Origin of the sequence: Candidatus Erwinia dacicola, from assembly GCF_001756855.1 — a bacterium.
GTDB lineage: Bacteria > Pseudomonadota > Gammaproteobacteria > Enterobacterales > Enterobacteriaceae > Erwinia > Erwinia dacicola.
In genome coordinates this window covers 1-1,617 of record NZ_MAYS01000327.1, presented here as the reverse complement: position 1 = coordinate 1,617, position 1,617 = coordinate 1, and the positions used below count along the sequence as shown (strand labels likewise).

The following is a 1,617-nucleotide window of genomic DNA, read 5'->3' as shown; positions in this document are numbered from 1 at the left end:
CTGCTGAAAACGACGTAATCTGACGTGGTGCCACTCAGCGCATAACAGGTCCATTACCGGACCGGAAGGCTGTAAGTGAATTTACACCACCTTGACGGACTCGACCCATGCGCGGTTATCGCCTGCCGGAATCCACGCGCTGGGTGGACGCTATCGCCTCGCCTCCCGGTGCCGGGCATTTAGCAAGCTCTCCGCAGATTACCATTCGTGCTGCCCAGTGGCTTTTCAGGTACACTGAGGGAAGCGCATTAATTCTGAGATCCCGATATGTTACGCAACCCGATTCACCTGCGGCTGGAAAAACTCGAAAGCTGGCAGCACGTTACTTTTATGGCCTGCCTGTGCGAGCGTATGGAGCCCAACTACCGCGAGTTTTGTCAGCAAACCGGCTTTGGAGATGGCCAACTCTACCGTCGCATTCTTGATCTGTTGTGGAAAACCTTGGCGTTGAAAGACGCCAAGGTTAACTTCGACAGCCAGCTAGAAAAACTGGAAGGGGCGATCCCTTCTGCTGATGATTACGATCTGTATGGTGTTTACCCGGCAATTGATGCCTGCGTGGCGCTGAGCGAGCTGCTGCACTCTCGCCTGAGTGGTGAAACATTCACCCACGCGGTTACGGTGAGCGAGACCTCCATCACGACCGTTGCGATGCTGGAAATGACCCAGGCCGGTCGTGAAATGACCGAAAAAGAGCTAAAAGAGAATCCCGCCGTCGAAGAGGAATGGGACATCCAATGGGAGATATTCCGCCTGCTCGCCTCCTGTGAGGAGCGAGACCTAGAACTGATAAAAGGACTGCGATCTGATCTGCGCGAATCCGGAATCAGTAATATCGGTATAAATTTTCAGCAGTAAGGCAACAAAACGTGACCTCAGGCCCGATTTGTCGCGCCTTTGGGCTTCACATTCGCCCCCAGTCTGGTCTACATTTGGAGGGCTGAAAATGTGGCTATCGGTGCGTGTATGCAGGAGAGTGCCAGAATCTGGTTTTTCCCTCGCACTCGGTGCTTAGCAAGCGATAAATACACTGTAAGGATAACTTATGAACAAGACTCAACTGATTGATGTAATTGCGGACAAAGCGGACCTGTCTAAGACCCAGGCTAAAGCTGCTCTGGAATCCACCCTAGCTGCGATTACTGAGTCTCTGAAAGAAAGTGATGTTGTACAACTGGTTGGTTTTGGTACCTTTAAAGTTAACCACCGTGCTGAGCGTACTGGCCGCAATCCGCAGACTGGCAAAGAGATCAAAATTGCTGCTGCAAACGTACCGGCATTTGTATCTGGTAAAGCACTGAAAGACGCTGTTAAGTAATCGTCTAACGGTGAAAAGTTTAAACAGGGGGGCGGATTCGCCCCTTTTGTTTATCCTCATTTCAGCCTTCACGGCGTTTTCCCCTTCCGTCCCCTCTTTTCCGGGGCTGAGGTTGTAATACTCTTTTCGTCATGAAACTATCCCTTTTCAAACGCACCCTCTCTTTCGCCATGCTGCTGCTGTTAGCAGGCTGCAGTTCGCATTCCGATCTTCCCGACTTTACCGCCAGCGGCTATCTTACCGATGGTAGAGTCTTGGGACGTGGTGTAAATTTGGCAGGATGGGGTAGAGTCTTAGGA

At 51.5% G+C, this 1,617-nt stretch carries 2 protein-coding genes; both read left to right on the top strand.

The genetic code is table 11. The features are described from left to right. Window positions 1–267 precede the first annotated feature (267 nt). The gene (locus tag BBW68_RS09505; protein WP_070135173.1) at window positions 268–858 is read left to right on the top strand and encodes a YjaG family protein; all 591 of its coding nucleotides are present in this window, start codon (window positions 268–270) and stop codon (window positions 856–858) included. Between the two features lie 187 nt (window positions 859–1,045). Then, the gene (hupA, locus tag BBW68_RS09500) at window positions 1,046–1,318 is read left to right on the top strand and encodes a nucleoid-associated protein HU-alpha (protein ID WP_070135172.1); all 273 of its coding nucleotides are present in this window, start codon (window positions 1,046–1,048) and stop codon (window positions 1,316–1,318) included. Window positions 1,319–1,617 lie beyond the last annotated feature (299 nt).

Excerpts from the sequence above, each read along its gene's own strand:
- BBW68_RS09505 (WP_070135173.1), top strand. The coding sequence starts at position 268 with ATGTTACGCAACCCGATTCACCTGCGGCTGGAAAAACTCGAAAGCTGG.
- hupA (WP_070135172.1), top strand. The coding sequence starts at position 1,046 with ATGAACAAGACTCAACTGATTGATGTAATTGCGGACAAAGCGGACCTG.